This is a genomic window from Roseiflexus sp., assembly GCF_057785375.1.
Window position 1 is genome coordinate 1 of the sequence record NZ_JBYNRX010000033.1, and the last position, 17770, is coordinate 17770.

At 65.8% G+C, this 17770-nt stretch carries 11 protein-coding genes and 1 pseudogene; 9 read left to right on the forward strand and 3 right to left on the reverse strand.

Annotated features, from left to right (window positions below; all coding sequences use genetic code 11):
- The coding region (locus AC3EA7_RS05525; RefSeq protein WP_488613036.1) for a hypothetical protein at positions 1-190 on the forward strand (190 nt) is incomplete at its 5' end.
- Here AC3EA7_RS05525 and AC3EA7_RS05530 read toward each other — a convergent pair.
- A complete protein-coding gene (locus AC3EA7_RS05530; protein WP_488613037.1) occupies positions 152-1084 on the reverse strand; it encodes a tetratricopeptide repeat protein in 933 nt (310 codons plus the stop codon). The two genes, AC3EA7_RS05525 and AC3EA7_RS05530, sit on opposite strands and share 39 nt — an antisense overlap.
- A 113-nt stretch (positions 1085-1197) precedes the next feature.
- Between AC3EA7_RS05530 and AC3EA7_RS05535 the strand changes: the two genes are divergently transcribed.
- Both AC3EA7_RS05535 and AC3EA7_RS05540 read left to right on the forward strand, forming a co-directional pair.
- On the forward strand, positions 1198-1839 hold the full coding sequence (locus AC3EA7_RS05535; RefSeq protein WP_488613038.1) for a histidine phosphatase family protein: 642 nt from the start codon (positions 1198-1200) through the stop codon (positions 1837-1839).
- A gap of 491 nt (positions 1840-2330) precedes the next feature.
- A pseudogene (locus AC3EA7_RS05540) lies at positions 2331-3023 on the forward strand (polyprenyl synthetase family protein); the annotation flags it as partial.
- Between the two features lie 308 nt (positions 3024-3331).
- Here the strand turns inward: AC3EA7_RS05540 and AC3EA7_RS05545 are convergent.
- The gene (locus AC3EA7_RS05545; protein ID WP_488613039.1) at positions 3332-4576 is read right to left on the reverse strand and encodes a DUF190 domain-containing protein; all 1245 of its coding nucleotides are present in this window, start codon (positions 4574-4576) and stop codon (positions 3332-3334) included.
- Between the two features lie 295 nt (positions 4577-4871).
- On the opposite strand from AC3EA7_RS05545, the gene AC3EA7_RS05550 reads away from it, so the two are divergent.
- Positions 4872-5318: an FHA domain-containing protein gene (locus AC3EA7_RS05550; RefSeq protein WP_488613040.1), complete on the forward strand. Its 447-nt coding sequence runs from the start codon at positions 4872-4874 to the stop codon at positions 5316-5318.
- Between the two features lie 100 nt (positions 5319-5418).
- Here AC3EA7_RS05550 and gltX read toward each other — a convergent pair whose 3' ends face one another.
- Complete coding sequence (gene gltX, locus AC3EA7_RS05555) at positions 5419-6939, reverse strand: glutamate--tRNA ligase (RefSeq protein WP_488613041.1); 1521 nt, start codon at positions 6937-6939, stop codon at positions 5419-5421.
- A gap of 120 nt (positions 6940-7059) precedes the next feature.
- Between gltX and AC3EA7_RS05560 the strand changes: the two genes are divergently transcribed.
- The 5 genes from AC3EA7_RS05560 to AC3EA7_RS05580 form a co-directional block, all read left to right on the forward strand.
- A complete protein-coding gene (locus AC3EA7_RS05560) occupies positions 7060-7998 on the forward strand; it encodes a UV damage endonuclease UvsE (protein ID WP_488613042.1) in 939 nt (312 codons plus the stop codon).
- A 497-nt stretch (positions 7999-8495) separates the two neighbouring features.
- Positions 8496-9011: a hypothetical protein gene (locus tag AC3EA7_RS05565; protein WP_488613043.1), complete on the forward strand. Its 516-nt coding sequence runs from the start codon at positions 8496-8498 to the stop codon at positions 9009-9011.
- A gap of 140 nt (positions 9012-9151) precedes the next feature.
- Positions 9152-11146: an N-acetylmuramoyl-L-alanine amidase gene (locus AC3EA7_RS05570; RefSeq protein ID WP_488613044.1), complete on the forward strand. Its 1995-nt coding sequence runs from the start codon at positions 9152-9154 to the stop codon at positions 11144-11146.
- Between the two features lie 361 nt (positions 11147-11507).
- The gene (locus AC3EA7_RS05575) at positions 11508-11708 is read left to right on the forward strand and encodes a hypothetical protein (protein ID WP_488613045.1); all 201 of its coding nucleotides are present in this window, start codon (positions 11508-11510) and stop codon (positions 11706-11708) included.
- On the forward strand, positions 11677-17770 hold a 6094-nt coding region (locus tag AC3EA7_RS05580; RefSeq protein WP_488613046.1), incomplete at its 3' end, for an RHS repeat domain-containing protein. The genes AC3EA7_RS05575 and AC3EA7_RS05580, both read left to right, overlap by 32 nt.

A 17770-nucleotide genomic window follows, 5' to 3' on the forward strand; every position in this document is an offset into this window, starting at 1 on the left:
CTTCGCCTACCCGCATGCCTTCGCCTACCCGCATGCCTTCGCCTACCCGCATGCCTTCGCCTACCCGCATGCCTTCGCCTACCCGCATGCCTTCGCCTACCCGCATGCCTTCGTCCACCCAAACGCCTTTACCCGCCCAGCGTTGTCACGCCTACTGATCGGGCGTTGGCGCCACCGGCAGCGACTGTAAGATCATGCCCAGGCGCGTTTTGGCGATGACCTCGAGGTGCGGCTTATCGGCAGCAGCGGCGAGATCCGCCGCCTGCTGGAAGGCGGCAATGGCGCCGGCGCGATCGCCGCGCGCCTCACGAACGCTGCCGAGCAGCAGGTATCCCTCCGCCTGCGCATCAGCGCGCGCAATGAGATCAGCGGCGTCAGACTCGGCAGCATCGAACAACCCGACCTGGATCAACAGCGTGCCGCGCTCGAACAGAAAACCGATCTCACTGGCGGACTGTTGTCGCGCCTGCTCGAACAGTTCCTGCGCCGATGCCGGATCGCCGGCGCGCAGTTCGAGAACGCCACGCCAGAGCGCCGCTTCGGGATCGTCGGGGAAGCGTTCATACTCGGCGCGTGCCAGATCGAGCGCTGCGGCAGCGCCCTCGTTCGCAAGCAAGCGGCTGATCGACCCAATAGCAGGCGCCGGTTTCGCAGGAACCATCACCGGCAGCAACGCCAGCGCCGCAATCAGCGCCGCAGCGCCGATCCCCGTGATTGCCATCCGGCGGATACGACGAGCGCGCCGATCCGCCGCAAGCGCCAGTGCACACGCCCAGGCGCGACTCTCTGCGACTTCGCCGGCGCGATCCGCGCGTCGGATGGCGCGAACGATCGCGTCGGCATGCGTCCGCAAGCGTTCCCGCACAAAATCGGCGCGGTTCGTCTCAGCGCGAATATCGGCGTCTGAGCCTGCCTCGTTGATGCACTGCTCGATCAGATCGCAGGCGCGCAAAAACGATATCGCATCGTCGGCGGACACCCTGGCGCTGACCGCAACACCTTCAGCGTCATCGAGCGCTGCGCGCAATCGTCCCAGCAACGTCTGCGCCGTCGTTTCAATCGATGGTCGACGTTCGAGTTTCATATGCAGCGAGAATGCCGAAGAGCGAAACTGGTATAATGCCTGACGTTTGTATCATAGCGCAAGATTACCCTGAACGGTAGAACAGCGCCGGAGCAGTTGACAGGAGATATCCCATGCGCCTGATCATTATCCGCCACGGCGAGAGCGTGTGGAATCGCGAAGGTCGCTACCAGGGACAGATGGACGCGCCGCTTTCCGAACTTGGCCTGCGCCAGGCGGAAGCGCTCGCAGAACGCCTGCGCCACGAACCGCTCGACGCCCTCTTCACCAGTCCGCTGCAACGCGCAGCGCGCACCGCAGAAGCCGTTGCGCGCCACCATCCTCACGCGCCATTGCAGACCACGCCAGCGCTGCTCGAGATTCATCACGGCGAGTGGCAGGGTCTGCTGGTAGAGGAAGTCATCGAGCGCTACAGCGACGGGTTGCGCGAATGGCGCCAGCACCCAACGCGTGCACAGATGCCGGGAGGGGAAAGTTTCAGCAACGTGCTGAAACGCGTGCTTGATTTCAAGGAATGGTTACTCCGTGAGTATAATGATCGCACCGTGCTGGTCTCAACCCATGATGTCGTGGTCAAAATCCTGGTCGCCGATGCGCTCGGAATGAACATGGACCGGATCAACCGCATCTGGGTGACGAACGCCAGTATCAGCGTCATCGAGTACGGCGACGACCTGCCCTACCTCGTGAGTCTCAGTGAGGCGTGCCATCTCGGTCGGCTCGAAGTCGCGCGCGAAAACCAGAAGGCGCTGTAGGGGTTGAAGGTTGAAGGTGGGAAGGTGGAAGGTAGGGGCGCGCCGCTGGCGCGCCCACGCGCCGCTGGCGCGCCACAGGTTGTATGGGGGAAGGAAGGTAGGGGCGCGCCGACACACCCGGCGATGCCGCCCGATGCCCGGGAAGGTGGAAGGTAGGGGCGCGCCGCTGGCGCGCCCACGCGCACGGCGGTACGCCGCAGGAACGTCGAACATGGTATAATACTATGCAAAAGGTGTGCAATAACAGACAAAAACTGTGCGATGTTGAGATTGACATATCCATATCCCAGGCGCTATAATTGTTCCGTATTTCACAATCGCAAGTGCCGCATAGAAAGGTGCGCGTAATGGCACATTCCCCTTTGCACCTCGGCGTGCCTGAGCAGCGGCTGAACGAGCCGACTGCGACGACGCGCACGATGCCGACCGGGTTGGAAGACATCCTTCGCCGCGCCGATCTGCTTAACGACATGGCGGGTGTTGAGCGCCAGATGCTGGCGCGCACCGCCTCACGCTCCCCCTTGCTGGCGGCTGCTGGCGCCTACACCGTCGCCGCCGGCGGCAAGCGATTGCGCGCTGCGCTTGTGCTGCTCTGCGCACGGCTGGGGGTCTATGATCCGGGCCGCGCGCTGCATCCGGCGATTGCAATTGAACTGTTACATGCCGCATCGCTGATCCACGATGATCTGGTCGATCATGCGGGGCATCGGCGCGGGCGTGTCACGGTCCACACACGCTGGAACGCCGACGTGGCGTTGCTGCTGGGCGATTATCTCTTTGCGCTGGCGGCGAACGAACTGGCTGCCGAGCCTGATCCGCGCATCATTGCATTTTACACGTCGGCGGCGCAAACCATGGTCGAAGGGGAACTGAACCCGGTGACGCAGATTGAGCCGCTGGCGATTGCTGTAGAACAGTACTACCGCAAGATCGGCTGCAAGACCGCCGTGCTGTTCGAGGCGGCGTGCAAGGCGGGGATTGCCGTGGCCGGCGGCGACGATGCGCAGATCGAGGCGCTGGGTCGCTTTGGCTACGACCTGGGGCTGGCATTCCAGATCGTTGATGATGTGCTCGATTACACCGGCGACGAGACAGCGCTCGGCAAGCCCGCCGGCAACGACCTGCGCGAGGGGACGCTGACGCTGCCGCTGATGTACGCCGTGGCACAGAGTCGCCACCCGCTGCTGCGCGCCATTGCGAACGGGCAACGCCCGGAACCGGCGCGTGTGCCGCAAATCGTGGCGGCGGTCATCGCCAGCGGCGGCGCCGACCGCGCCATGGACGAAGCGCGCCGGTTGATCGAACAGGCGAACGAGCAACTGGCGCTGTTTGCCGCAACACCATCACGCCGCGCTCTGGTTGAAATTGGAGAGTTTGTGCTCAACCGGCGGGCGTGACGAGAGAACTGAGAACCGAGAACTGAGAACCGAGAACTGAGAACCGAGAACCGAGAACTGAGAACCGAGAACTGAGAACTGAGAACCGGGAGCCTTTACCCCTCCTGCGCCAGGGCGCGCAACAGACCGCGCCGTGTGACCATGCCCGCCAGCCGCCCTTCGCTATCGACCACCACCAGGTGCTGCTTCTCTCCCTCGAGCAATGCGCGAATGGCATCGTACTCGCTGGCATGCGAAGAGATCACCGCTGGCGCGGCAGACAAATCCTCAGCGTTCATTCCGCTTGCCGACGCAGCGGCAAGCGCGGCGAGCGGCGACCGATCACCCAAAAGCGCTGCGATCCAGGCCGAACGCAACGGTTCACGCACACGCCGCGTGGCTTCGGGAACAGAAATCGCGCCGGTCGGGTAGAAGCCGTTCACCAACACCACCGTCCGCGTTGCGGACTGGATCAACTGAAGCAGGACGGCGGCGGCATCGGCGCTGGCGGAGGCTGTGGGGACCAGCATTTGCATAATCAGGCTGACCGGCGGCGGCGGCTCGGCGTGTCGCACATGGAGCGAGGAGCGGTCCCCATCGAGCGCTGCATGCAGCGCCTGTTCGATCCCGAAGACCCCTGCCAGGCGTCCTTCGTTGTCGGTCACCGGAAGCGCATCAAGCCCCCATTCGACAAGCAGATTGACAGTGTGGGCAAGCGGGGATTCGATATAGATCGTGCGCGGCTCGCGCATGGCGTCACGCACGGGGCGCGCTGCAAGGCGCGCCAGCGCCGCAGAACGCTCGGCATCATCGAGCTCCGCCAGCGCCTCGAGCGGCATCACGCCGAAACGATCCGCATCTTCCGGCGCAATGACGCCGGCCAGTCGCTGGTTGTCAACAACCGCCAGCAATGGCTGACGCGAGCGCGCGAGCCGGTCGAAGGCGGCAGCCAGCGACATGTCCGGCGCAACAGTCGTGATGTCACCGCGCGCAACATCAGCGACCGAACGACTACCGAACGGACCGCTCGAACGCAGCGCCGCACGATACGCTCTGATGTCCTCGATCGTGATCAGCGCCTCGCCAAGCAGTTCATCGAGGGCGGGCAGCACGCGCGCCACGCGCTCGGCGCGATCCAGCCACTCGATGATGATCGGCGTCTGCTGACTGAAATCAGCGATTCCGGCGGTGCGCAGACGATGACCGGCGCCAAAACCGGCAATGCCACGCAATGCTGTGGCGCCTGATGCGCCCTCACGCCGCAACCGGTCGAGAACAGTCAGGTAGAGCGGTTGACCTTCGGCGCTGTCACGCTCATTCAGGTAAATGCGCACGCATTGAAGCGGCTCGCCTGCTGTCATACCTGTCACCTGTAAGTTCGTATCGAAACGCCCGAAGAGCGCCTGCATCGAACCTGCATAGCGATCTCGCCCTTTCAAGTATAGCACTATTGCGACAAATGAAAAGATCGTTAACCAACGCTTCTTGACAACGCTTAACGAGCGTGATATATCTGCATATTATGGGCGCATCACCGATGCACCGCCATCTTCACCTCGCGATTCAGCCACGACGGTCATTGACAGCGCACAGCATACAGACATCCGCCGGCGCCTCTTTTGCTGCGCCCGGTTCAGTGATCGCAAGGAGAAAACGATGGTCAAAGCGCTCGTCCTTACTGCCATCACCGGCGCTCAGATCGGCAGGCGCTACACGGTCAGCGAGCGTGTCAGCACCATCGGCAGCGGGCCGCAATGCGACGTGTCGCTCAATGATCGCCACTTGAGCGCGCGTCATGCCGAGGTGCGCCAGATCTTCGATCGCTGGTTTATCGTTCCGCTGGCGCCAGGCGGAATATCGCTCAACGGCACACCGGTGAGCGGGCAAAGCCGCCTCAACCCTGGCGACCAGTTGACGCTCGGCGGCACAACGTACCGGATCTCATACGAGGCGCTGGAAGAGCGCGCGCTTGGCGCCGCGCCGGAACACAGACGCAGAGCGTCCCACGGTTGGGCGAGTATTTCATCCGGCGCGGCATTCTCACGCCCGAACAGGTTGCGCGCGTTGCCAGACGCCAGCAGGACATGCAGTCGAGCGGCGTGACGCTGCCATTCGGACAGATCGCCTACGAGATGGGGCTCATCAACCGGGCGCAACTCGAACAGGCGCTGAACGAACAGCGCACCGACTTTCAGACGCACTTTCACGACTGAACATTCGTCTCGGCGTGCGCCGCCAATATCGCTGCCGCAGCAACCAGGCGATGCAGCGTTCGCGGCTTGCCAAGCGCCACCAGCGTATCGAAGAGCGGCGGCGCAACCGTTCGCCCTGTTACCGCGACGCGAATGGCGCCGAACAACTGTCCCGGCTTCAACCCCAACTTCTCGCACAGCGCGCGCAACTCCGTTTCGAGGCGATCATGCACCCACGGCTCGAGCGCCGCCAGCCGGGTGTGCGCCGCCTGGAGCGCGACTACCGTTGTTGGCGCATCCATCTTCTTCTGGATAAGCGCCAGCGGGTCGCTGTACGTCACCTCGCGGAAGAAGAACTCCAGCAACTCCGGCGCCTCTCCCAGTTCTTTCAGGCGCTCGTGGATCAGCGGCGTCAACTGCAACAGATACGCGCGCTCCTCAGCAGTCGGCGGATCGCCGATCAGACCAGCGCGCGCCAGAAATGGCACAATCGCATCGGCAAGCTGCTCCGTCGTCAGGCGGCGGATGTAAATGCCATTCATATCGAGCAGTTTTTCGGGGTTCCAGCGCGCCGGCGACGGTTGCACCCGCTCGAGGGTGAAGCGTTCGATCAACTCCTCACGCGACATGATCTCGGTATATCCGTCATAACTCCACCCCTGGAGCGCCAGGTAGTTGAACATGGCATCGGGAAGGTAGCCGCGCTCCCAGAAGCGATTGGCTGCCACATCATCGGTGCGCTTCGAGAGTTTGCCGCGCCCATCCTGGCGCAGGATCGGCGGCAGGTGCGCGAAGGCCGGCGGGTCCCAGCCAAATGCCTGGTAGAGCAGCACGTGGTACGGCGTACTCGCCACCCACTCATCACTGCGCAGCACGTGCGTGATGCGCATCAGGTGATCATCGACCAGGTGCGCCAGGTGATAGACCGGCATGCCGCTCGACTTCACCAGCACAATATCGTACAGTTCCTCATTATTGAACTCGATACGCTCACCGCCACGCACCAGATCGCGAAACACCGTCACGCCCTCGGTCGGCGTTTTCAGGCGCACCGTATAGGGGCGACCGGTCGCCGCCATCTCGCGTTGCCGGTCGAGCGACCAGTCGCGCTCAGGACCGCGGAAGCGGAAGGCTTTGACGCCGCGCGCCAGCGCCTCCGCGCGCATGCGATCAAGTTCCTCTTCGGTCGTGAACGACAGATAGGCATGCCCGCTCTCGAGCAACTGCTCGATGAATGGGCGATAGATCCCCGCCTCGTAGCGCTGCGACTGCACATACGGCGCATACGGACCGCCAATATCAGGACCTTCGTCCCACTCAATGCCCACCCAGCGCAGCGACGCCATCAGGTCATCGGCGGAGCCGGGCACATAGCGCTTTTCGTCGGTATCCTCGATGCGCAGAATGAACTGCCCGCCGTAGTGGCGTGCAAACAGCCAGTTGAACAGCGCCGTGCGCACCCCGCCAATATGGAGATAACCGGTGGGACTTGGCGCAAACCGCACCCGCACCAGACCCTGCGTCTCACCCATAGTTGCACCCCGTATTCCTCATCGTAACGGGGAGTATACCAGCGTGACAATCTGGCGTCAAGGCGCTTGACATTCACACGAAAACGGATATAATAGACGGAAACGTGTAAGGGTGCGGCGATGATTGTACTGGGTGTCAGCAAAATCCTCGGATGTGACCGGCTCTTTCAGGCGGGCGTGCATCAATCCGTTGCAGGCGTGCACCTGAGCATGCGTCTGCTCTGGATCATCGAGGCGCTGCGTTACCTGCAGGCGCAGGGTATTCATTTCTTCCGGCTGCCCGACGATCTTCTGGCGCCAGAAGGCGCTGGCAAGTCTGCAGCGGATCAGATCGACGACTCTGCCGCCATCGTCGATGATGTTCGCTCCCTTCTGCGCACTACGGCAATCCGGCTCAGTCTGCACCCATCACCAGGCATCGCGCCCGGCGTTGCCGACGATGGCGCTGCAGCACGTGCACTGGCGCACATCGAGTCGCTGGCGCTGCTGCTCGATGCGCTCGGCGCCGGTCGAGAGAGCGTTATCACGCTCCACATCGGCGGTGAGGGACGCGACGGCGCGGCTGCCATCGAACGATTCGCCATGCGTTTCGAGCGGTTGTCGCTGGCAGCGCAGCAGCGTGTGGCGGTCGAGCACGATGGCGATCGCTTCGGGTTATTCGCCGCGCTGCGTCTTCACCAGTTCACCGGCGTTCCGGTCGTATTCGATGTGCTGCATTTTCAGTTGCACAACCCGGAGCGCATCGGTCTGAGCGAGGGGTTGGGTCTCGCGCTGGCGACGTGGGCGCGCGGCGTGCGTCCAGAAGTGCACTTCAGCACGCCGCGCACCGAGGCGCACCTCAAGCCGATGGCGCGAGGTGCGCCGCAGGTGCTGGCGCCGCGCCCCGGGCAGCACAGCGACTTTATCAACCCATTCGAGTTCGCGGCATTTCTGTCGGCGGCGCGCGGGCTGCCGCCGTTCGATGTCATGCTCGAAGCCAAGGCAGGCGACCTGGCGCTGCGGCGGTTGCGCGACGATCTGCGCCGCTACGCGCCGGAGTGCGCAACACGGGTAGGGTGAGCAGGGAGTGCGGAGCGGGGAGTGGGCAGTGGGCAGTGAGGAGTGAATGCCTGCCCCGACCCATTCCCGCGTCAGGGGGGCTTCGTGCGTTCAGCGCGGGTGTTGTGGACTTTGAATACATATTCCGCTATCCGTCTGGGCGCCCGGCGGCTGATGGTTTTTGAAAAATTATTCCGCTATTCGCTCGTCCGCCCGGCGGCTGAAGCCGCGGGCTCCTGCTGCGAAACCCGCCTGCGCGGGCTCGACCGGGCGATACCGGATGACGTGCTCACAAACCGTCACATCTGCGCGAGTGCAGTCTGGCAGGAACGCGATGGTTCCTGAATATGCATGACTGCGCGACTGCGCTCCGCTGCGCCTTTGCGCATCCGTGTGCGCTATGGAGGCCGAGCGCTGGAGAAGATGCCATTGGAGGCAGGGCTGAGACCGAACGTTACGCGAAGCGGGACGTCTGTCAGGAAAATCTGAGACCTGTTCTTAACGGAGAGTAGGTTGAGATGCTTCATGATCGCTCAAACGATTTGTCGCTGGATGACATCCCGGCTGCTGCGCCAGTACTGGTGTGCGTGGTGACGCGCCCGGCGGATCTCGAACGGGTGCGCGGCGAAGGATGGTACCGTATACCGGTTGGGCGGGCGCGTGTACCGCTCGCTGCCGGGTATCTGGCGTTCTACCAGACGGCGGCATTCGACGCCGAACGCTGGGCAGTGCGCTACCTGGCGGCGGTGCGCGCCGTCGATCTGGCATACCGCTACGAACTGATTCCCGACGAGCCGCGGCATCCACGCGCTGCTCTGCGCTACTACCGCTTCTCCCTGGGTCCGTTGCTGCGCCTGCCAATGGTCATCCCCAGCCGGCGCCTGCGCCGTGTGACTTTCATTCCAACCACATTTGGGCAACTCCTGACCGCGAACGACATCGTCGATCTCTGGCAGCCCCCGGCAGCGCCGCAATGGAGCGATGTATGGGGCGCCGGGGTCAATGCGCGGTGGAAGGTGTCGGTTGAAGGGTGAAGGTGGAAGGTGACAGGTAGAGCCGTTGCATTGCGCCGTAGAGCCGTTGCATTGCGCCGTCTCCACACGAAGATTACCGGTGGAATGCCATGGTACAATTGACCGATGATGCGAGCACAGGTAGAGCGACGGGCACCCCAATGAGCGAACAACCGGTCATTCAGCAGCGCATGGCGCCATCTTCCGCCAGTGAGTCGCGGCGCGGCGCCGCAGTGACGATGATCGTCTTCCACAATACGCCGCTTCCTGCCGAACAGGCGATCGCGCGGTATACGGCGCGCGCCAATACCCGCGCACCTCACTACCACGTCGCTGCCGATGGAACGATCACGCAACTGGTTGACGAAGCGCGCGCGGCGCGCCACAGCGGTCTGGCAAAAATGGAGCGCATACGCAACATCGATCGGATCAGCATCGGCATCGCCATCGAGGGCGCGCCGCGCGCAGAGCGCCCGCCAGAGCAGGTGATTGCGCTGCGCACCCTGACGCTGGATATTCAGCGTTGTTACGATCTACTGGCTGAAGCCGCGCTGCTCTCCTGGTCGCCGCCGCGGGCCGGCGCCGCCTATGGAACGCTTACCCCCTTCAGGTTGCCGCCGATGCCGGAAGCGCCGCCATCGGCGCTGCTCGGGTTGCTGGCGCTCGATGATACGCCAGATCAACAGCGAGCACTCTGGCTGTTCCTGCAGAACGAAGCCGCAGGGCAGGCTGGCGGTTTCAATGCCGGCGCTGCGTTTCACCTGCATGCCGCAAAGCATGGCTTTGGCGCGCCAATCGCTCCAAGTTCACCGCGATCCGCCTGGCTGACGGTCAACGGACGCCAGTACAACTACCAGCATTTTGCGCGCGACACAGTGTTCAACGAAGGAGAAAAATGGGCTGAGGTGCAATCCCTCAGCGCCCTGATCGCCGGCAACTTTCCGGCGCCCGGAACGCTTGCCTTCGAACTGCTGAAATCAGGATTCACAGCAGGTATCGCTGTGAGCAAATCGAAGAACGGTAACACGCAGTTCAATCCGGGATGGGCCTTCCATCGCCTGGCGGCGGAACAGCAACTGGGTCCGCCGCTGAGCGGCAGTTACCGCATCACGGTCGAAGGGCAACAGTATTCGATGCAGGTCTTCTGCGGCGATACGCTGTACACCCCCGTCGCCAACCCCGAAACGAAGACCAACTGGAACGATGTGCGCCGGTTGAGCGAAACGCCGGCCGGCCCGCTGCACCAGCATCTCTGGGCTGAAACCTACAAAGCGAGCGGCGTACCGTATGACCCGTCATCTCCCTTCTGTCAGGCGGCGGTTGGCGCTCGCATCGGCGCGCCGTTGACCGATGTCTGCCAGAAGACGTTCCAGGGAACGATGCTTGCCATCCAGGTCTTCGCGCTCGATACGCTCTACCGTATCGGCAATGGACCGATCAAACGCCAGAGCCAACTGGCGCGGCCGCCGCAGGTCGAACAGTGGCAACCAAAGCCATCCACGCCGCCGCCGGTCGTCGAACCTGCCGTGACCCGCACGGTGACGATGCCGGTTGGCGGCTTCCCGATGCCACCTGGCGACCGCAGCAGCCCGAACTGGCCCCCGCCGCCCGATTTCAAGCCGCTTGTGACAGCAGCGCAGCGCCAGGCGCTCTTCGGCGCCTATGAGTTCACGCCCGATCCGAGCCGCGACCGGGACGGCATCCGCATTCTGGGGTCGTGGGAGCAGGAGAATATCGTGACCGTCCAGATACCGCAGCTTATCGGGCGTACCATTCGCGGCGCGCCTGCCAACGGCGCGATCCGCTGGCATCGCCTGGCGGTCAACCAGTTGCTGCGGCTGTGGAAGGCATGGGAAGAGGCAGGGTTGCTCGATCGCGTCATCATCTGGAATGGGTCGTACAGCCCGCGTTTCATTCGCGGGCGCAAGGACGATACCGCCAACAGCCTGAGCAATCATGCATTCGGTACAGCGTTCGACATCAACTACGACCCCGCGACCAACCTCAACGGGCTGAACGCTGTCCCCGCGCTGGTCGGGCAGCACGGATCGGTGCGTGAACTTGCTGCGATTGCCCGGCATTTCGGGTTCTACTGGGGCGGGCATTTCCCCCGGCTCGACGGCATGCATTTCGAGGTGGCGGTGGTGCAGCCGTAGGCGCAAGACGCGAGGCGTTGCATGTTGCACGTGGGCAGGTTGCGGGCGGGCGTTGCACGGTGAACGTTGCACGTGGGCAGGTTGCAGATGCGCAGGCTGGGACGCGCCAGCGATGCGCCCGCCATGACGTTGCACATTGCATTCCCGGCATCTGCGCAAGACATGCATCGATACCCGGTCTTGACAACCACGGTGTCACCGGCGTATCATCGCCTTGTCTTTGTGTCATTGTCTCTTCAGGCGAAAAGGCGATGGTCACCTGAGCGCGGCGTCCTCGCAGCGTATGGGACAGCGCATCCTGACAGCGCCAGCGTCGTGTACGCACCAGCACAGTGACCGTCACCGCGCGAGAGGTGTGGTTATGATCCGTCTGCGCCTGTTCCGTCCGGTGCTGACGCTGGCTCTCGTTGCCGTGCTCGGCAACGGCTTCCCGCCTGCCGCCGTGCACGGCGGCGTGGGGCACGGCGGGACGGGGCAAGGCAGCGCCTTGCCCCTACGATCGACGCTGCCGGATGGCGTTGGTGCGCCGATTGCGCCGTTTACCCCCCCCCCCCGCGTATGACGCGCTGACGCCGCCCGACCCGGCGCCGATTCCTGCACCGCCCACCGATCCGCCGCTCCCTGCACTGACCCTGACCCTCGCCGCCGACCCGCCGGTCATCCCGGCCAGCGCGACGGTCGTCGTCACCCTGACGCTCACCAATGACGCCGAGGTTCCCGCTGATGATCTGCGCCTGACGCTGCCGCTCCCCGACGGCGTGACCGCGCTCCGCCCCTGGGACCCGGCAGCGCCGATCGTTCCGGCGCCGTCGGTCATCGTGTCGTCCACGGCGCCCGCGGGATCGCCGGCGCCAGCGCCGCCCGATGCCGCGCCCGCGCCGGATGCGTCCGGTCCGCCCGATGCCGCGCCCGCGCCGGATGCCGACGCCGGGCAAGGCGCCGCCTTGCCCCTACCACCGGCGGCGCCCGCTGGCAGTGGCGCGCCCGCGACCGTGCTGACCTGGACGACGCCGTCGCTGCCGCCCCAGACCCGCGTGGTTCTCACGACCGAACTGCGCGTGACGCGCATGCTCCCCGGTGCAGCGCTCCTGCTCCTGCCGGAAGCGCAGGCGCGCGACCTGCCGTTGCCGGTCACCACCAGCGGCGGCGCCATCCTCGTCCCCGCCGACCGCACCCCCGTGTCCCACGCCGTCGCGCCCGGGCAGCGCGCCGCCCTGCGCAGCGCCGATAGCGCCGTAACCGTCGATTTCGACCCCGCCAGCATCCATCGTCCGCTGACCGTGCAGCACCGTCGCCTGCCGCTCCCCTTCCCTGCGCTGGCAGAGCGCCAGTCCGGCGAGGCGCCCCCGCCGCCGCTGCCGCCGCGCAGTCTGCCGCCCTTCGCCCTCGATGCCGTCGACGCTCAGGGCAAGGAGGTCCATCAGTTCACCGCGCCGCTCACCCTGACCGTGCGCTGGACGCCGGAGCAACTGCGCGTCCTGGGCCTCGCGCCTGATGACCTGACCATCCTGTGGTTCGACGACACCGCCGTCGTGACCGACGCTGTCGGGCGGGTCCACCCGGGCGCCTGGCGCGCGCTGCCGACGGTCATCGATGCCGCCAACCGCACCGCGCGCACCACGCTCGACCATTTCAGCGCCTTCACCCTGGGCGACGGCAGTTCGCCCTCCAAAGCCTACCTGCCGTCGCTCCAGGGGTGGCAGGTGAGCGCCTTCATCGGCTCGGCGACCTACGCCTACCCGCTCGACGTTCCGGCCAGCGCCGGCGGCATGCGCCCGCCGCTCACGCTGCAGTACGACAGCGCCGCCGCCGACGGCGCCAGCGGCATGCGCGAAAAACAGCAGGCGGGTTGGGTCGGCAAAGGGTGGACCCTCGATCCCGGCGGCGCCATTGCGCTCAACCGCGTCGTCATCAACCCCGCCACCGCCAGTTGGGTCGACTACTACGCGCTGACCCTCAACGGGCGCGCCTACGACCTGGTGCGCTCCGAACCGCGCGTCGCCAACCCGGACCCGGGCAATCCCAGCCATTGGGTCTGGCGTCCGACCAGCGACGCCGCGCTGCGCATCCAGGCGGATTGGATCGGCACGGCGTGGGATGGCAACCCCGGACGCGGCGGGGTGGTCAATGGCGTCTGGCAGCCGCGCTACCGCTGGACCGTCTGGAGCGCCGACGGCGTGCGCTATGAGTTCGAGGAGGACCTGTGGTGGGGCTGGGAGAACTGCCAGTATCTCACGCTCGACTTCCGCCCCTACAAGTGGCTCCTCAGCCGGGTGGTCGACCCGCACGGCAATACAATGACCTATGAGTACGCACGCCAGACCTTCACCGGCGGGACGGTGAACTGTCCGAGCCATCGCTGGATGCGCGGCACGGTCGACCAGGATGCCTGGCTGACCGCCATCGAATGGGGCGCCAACTCCGGGCGAGGGTTGCCGGCGCGCTATCGCCTGCAGTTCTTTAGCGCCCCGCGCGCCAATGATACCGCCTTCGAGACGCCCGCCAGCGGCATCTACTGGGGCGAAGCGGGGCAGCCGCGCGAAACGCGCATGCTCCAGACCGTGCTCCTCTGGAGTCGCCCTGCCGCGACATGGGAACGGGTGCGCGGTTGGGATCTGGGGTATGACTACACCCTGCGTTCCGACAATCCGTGGTGCACCGGCGGGTGCGGTCCGAAACTGACCCTGCGCTGGATCGCGCCATTCGGCGTCGATCCCGACGGCGTGGCGCACTACCTGCCCCCGACTGAGGCGTTCTATCACACGACGCGCGGCGCCGACTATTTCCCGTCCGGCGGCTGGAACCGCCTGACGGAGGTGCGCAACGGCTATGGCGGCAGCGTGCGCTTCGCCTATAGCCACATCGGGCGCGACCTGGGCAATAACAGCTGGTTCCTCAACCGCCACCGGGTGACGAGCGCGACGGTGAACGACGGGCACGGGCCGGATGCGCAGTGGAGCTACGCCTATGGTTCGCCCAGCGTCAATGAACTGGGACGACGCCTGGGACGCGATGGCGGGTTGTTCTCGATCGACGATGCGGCGCACGATAACCCCAACTCCGCCGTCCTGTTCTATACCACGTTCGTCAGTAATCACCCCCATGACCGCACTCTCAACGCCAGCCTGATGGCGCACGCGCCGATGAAGGAGTTTCGCGGGCACGCCTGGGTGCGTGTCACCGATCCCAGCGGCACACAGACCACACGCTATTTCCACCAAGGGTATACCGCCTGCGGCTACCCGCGCTATGAGTGGGGCGATCCGTACAGCGGACCCAATATTCTTCATCAGCCCTGTTTCTGGGAGCTGCGTGACGCTGAACTCCAGAAAGGGCGCGAGTGGAAGACCGAGATCCGCGGACCCGGCGGCAACCCGCTCCTCCAGACGACGCTGCGCACCAACCTGGTGCTGTTCCAGAGTTACGGACCGCTGACGAGCAGCGGATTGTGGCGCGCCTTCGTGCTCCCGCGCAGCGAGCAGGTGCAGCAGTACGAAGGGCAGGCGACGCCGCGCAGCCGCACGACCGCCTATTGTTACCAGCCCTGGTTCCAGGGCGGGTCGCAGTTCTGGCTGACCAACGGCGCCTACGGCGTCAATGGCGGCCGGCAGTACGGCCAGGCGACCCACATCCTGGAATATGACCAGGCGGTCGATGTCAGCAGCGGGCTTGACAACTGCGACGTCCCGGCGACCGCCGTCGCGCCGCTGCGCATCACCCGTTTCGACTATGCGATCGTCGATACGCCATCGTACTTTATGGTTGATCGCGTGCTGCAGCGCGTACAGTTTGGCAGTGATGCGAATATGCTGCTCGGGCTGAGCGAGTACGGCTACGACGGGTTCAACCAGACCTATGGCGCGATCGGGACGCGCGGGCTGCGCACCGTCGAGCGCGACTATGTCGATGCCAATACGCCCGGCGGTCCCGGCACGGTGCGCCATAGCCGCGACACGCTCTTCGCCTACGACGCCTTCGGCAACCGCACGATGGTCACAACCTACCGCGGGCTGGGGTCACGCACCTGGACCGGCAGCGCCATCCAGTACAGCGCACCAGGGAACGGCAGCGCGCCGCGCACAACGACCACGGAGTATGATCCGGTGATGCGCGTCTGGCCCGTGCGCGTGACCAATCCCGCCGGGCATGTCGAGCGCGCCGCCTATGACCATCGCGCCGGGACGCTGATCAAAGTCGGCGGTCCGAACGTCGCCCAGGCGACCTTTGACAGTTTCGATTGCTCCACAGCGAACAGCGCCCTGGAGATCAGTTGCGCGACGTATGACCCCTTTGGGCGGTTGGTGCGCCTGGTGCGCCCAGGCGACACGCGCGATGCGCCGACCCAGATAGTGTACTACTACGATACGGAGCGACCGTTCCGCATCCTCGTTCAGCAGCGCGGGACGAGCGCGTCGGGCGACACGCTCTTCGAGACGCAGCAGTTCTACGACGGGCTCGGGCGCCGCATCCAGGTCAAGCGCGAAAGCCAGGGGTGGAGCGCGCAGAACCTGGTGGTTGACACGCGCTACGACGGGCTCGGGCGGGTGAGCGCCGAATCACAGCCGCGCCTGGTCAACGAGAGCGGCGCCGCCTTCTGGCAGTACACCCCGCCCGGCGCCAGCCTCTATCGCCCGACGACAACCACCTACGATGCGCTCGGGCGGGTGTTCGACGTCGTGGCGCCGGACGGGACCAGCACCCGGACGCGCTACTGGCTGGGAGGCGTCGGCGTGGTGGCTGCGGTCTTCGACGCGCGCGGGCATGTGCGCGGCATAGAGACCGACCTGCTCGGGCGGGTGCGGTATGCCCACGAATGGCGCGGCGACGGCAGCGCGACCAACCCGCACGTCCTGGAAGCCACGACGACCTACCAGTACGACCGGCTCGACCGGCTGAGCGGCGTGACCGACGCTGCCGGGAATGTGACGACCATTGCCTACGACGCGCTTGGGCGGGTGACGCAGCGGAGCGACCCGGACGCCGGAACCTGGTCCTACGTCTACGACGCGCAGGTGTTGACGGCGCACTGGGACGCGCGCGGCGTGCGCACCGACTACGAGTACGACGTCCTCGACCGGCTGCGCGCGCTGCGGGTGAGTACAGGGGACCCGTCGCGGCACTTCGGGTATGACGACGGGTTCGCCACGAACGGCATCGGGCGCCTGACCGCGACCTGCGTCCACAATGGCAGCGGGTGCATCGACTGGCGCGACTGGGATTATGACGGGCGCGGGCGGGTGACCGGCATGGGCGCGGCGACGCCAGGTGGGACAGTCAGTTTCGCCTGGAGCTATGACAGCGCCGACCGGCTGCGCACGCTCACCTATCCCGATGGCGAGGTCGTGACCTACGCCTATGACCCGCCTGGGCGCCCGGTCACGCTGACGTCGAACGTCGCCGGGACGCTGGTGAGCGCTGCAACGTACACCGCGCTCGACCAACCGCTGAGCCGCACGCTGGGGAACGGGCGCACGACGACCTGGCAGTACGAGACGCTGCTGGCGCAGCTGACGCGCCTGACGGTTCCTGGGGTCATCGACCGCAGCTACGACTACGACGCGGTCGGGAACATCTGGCGGATCGAGAACCACGTGGCGGGGCAACGGCAGGTGCAGCTCTTCGCGTACGACCACCGCGACCGGCTGACGAGCGCGACGTATGGAAGCATCAGCGGCGCGGCGCTGCCGGGGTGGGGTGGCGCACCTGGCGGCGGCTGGCATGGAACCGGTCTGAGCAGCGGCGGGCGCGCCGGTCCGGTTGCATTGGCGGCCGCCGAGGCGCAGGGCGGCGCCGGTGCGCCGTTCAGCGGCGCTGGCGCTGCCGCCGCGCCGCACGCTGTCAGCGATCCGTTCAGCGGCGCCGCAGCGGCGCCAGGCGGGCCGGACGCGGATGTCGCCAGCGCGCCGCTGCCGGAGGCGCCGCGGGTGCAGAGCGGGACGCTGCTCAAGCGCATGACCTTTGAGGATGGCAGCCTGACCCATGCCACCAGCGGGGCGGACAGCGCGCCGGGAATGGCGCTCGAGACGAGCGCACCGCTCAGCGGCCGCTTCTCAGCGCGCGTGCCGAACGCCAAGGAGAGCTATCTGCTCGAGGACATCGCCGCCACCGACGAGCTCTTCATCACCTTCCAGATCGTCCTGCACGCCTATCCCGCCAGCACGACGCGCGCGGCGGTGATCAGTAGCAGCGCGGGGAACGCCGGCAACCTGGAACTGACCGGTAGCGGACAGCTGCGCTTGCGGAACTACACCACCCCGATCGGGAGCGCCAGCGCGCCGCTGCAGATCGGAACGCGCTACCGGGTCGGGCTGTACCAGAAGCGCGGGACGGGCGCCGACGGGGTGCTGGCGGCGTTCCTGGCGAAGGGGGACGCGCCCTTCGGTGCACCGTTCGCCGTGAGCCAGAGCGAGACGATCACCGCAGCCGCCACGCGCTTCCGACTGGGCGCGACGACCGGCGTGGCGATCCACGCCACGCTCGACGAGGTCACGCTCGAGCGCGGCGCGCCCCCCGGCGGCGTGCCGACCCCTACCGCGACCCGCACCCCGACCCCGACCCCCACCCCCACCGCCAGCGCGACGCCGAGCGCCACGCGCACGCCGACCCCCGCCGCCACCGCGACCG

What these genes read in the sequence shown, in the direction of transcription:
- AC3EA7_RS05530 (WP_488613037.1), bottom strand. Translation starts at nt 1,084, where the DNA reads ATGAAACTCGAACGTCGACCATCGATTGAAACGACGGCGCAGACGTTG.
- AC3EA7_RS05535 (WP_488613038.1), top strand. Translation starts at nt 1,198, where the DNA reads ATGCGCCTGATCATTATCCGCCACGGCGAGAGCGTGTGGAATCGCGAA.
- AC3EA7_RS05545 (WP_488613039.1), bottom strand. Translation starts at nt 4,576, where the DNA reads ATGACAGCAGGCGAGCCGCTTCAATGCGTGCGCATTTACCTGAATGAG.
- AC3EA7_RS05550 (WP_488613040.1), top strand. Translation starts at nt 4,872, where the DNA reads ATGGTCAAAGCGCTCGTCCTTACTGCCATCACCGGCGCTCAGATCGGC.
- gltX (WP_488613041.1), bottom strand. Translation starts at nt 6,939, where the DNA reads ATGGGTGAGACGCAGGGTCTGGTGCGGGTGCGGTTTGCGCCAAGTCCC.
- AC3EA7_RS05560 (WP_488613042.1), top strand. Translation starts at nt 7,060, where the DNA reads ATGATTGTACTGGGTGTCAGCAAAATCCTCGGATGTGACCGGCTCTTT.
- AC3EA7_RS05565 (WP_488613043.1), top strand. Translation starts at nt 8,496, where the DNA reads ATGCTTCATGATCGCTCAAACGATTTGTCGCTGGATGACATCCCGGCT.
- AC3EA7_RS05570 (WP_488613044.1), top strand. Translation starts at nt 9,152, where the DNA reads ATGAGCGAACAACCGGTCATTCAGCAGCGCATGGCGCCATCTTCCGCC.
- AC3EA7_RS05575 (WP_488613045.1), top strand. Translation starts at nt 11,508, where the DNA reads ATGATCCGTCTGCGCCTGTTCCGTCCGGTGCTGACGCTGGCTCTCGTT.